Below are 216 nucleotides of genomic sequence, written 5' to 3' on the forward strand. Positions count from 1 at the left end.
GCCATGATTTCTTCCGGTTTAATACCTAACACGTCGGCCAGTGATTTCACACCCGTACCTTTGTTAAGGCGTTTATCGAGGATTTCGAGGAAGTACGGCGCACTTTTCAGCACTGTGTATTTTTCTTTCACTTCCTGCGGAATACGCGCAATGGCCTGGTCGAGGATGGCGGGTTCATCAATCATCATCACTTTCAGGAACTGGGTATTGGGGGCC

Annotated in this window: 1 protein-coding gene; it reads right to left on the minus strand. The window is 49.1% G+C overall.

Annotated features, from left to right (window positions below):
• Nucleotides 1-216: HAD hydrolase family protein (locus L0M85_RS10005; RefSeq protein ID WP_238656960.1), on the minus strand; the 216-nt coding region annotated here is incomplete at both ends.

It is taken from the genome of Streptococcus sp. DFI.7.26 (assembly GCF_022240605.1).
In the GTDB taxonomy this organism is placed as follows: domain Bacteria; phylum Bacillota; class Bacilli; order Lactobacillales; family Streptococcaceae; genus Streptococcus; species Streptococcus xiaochunlingii.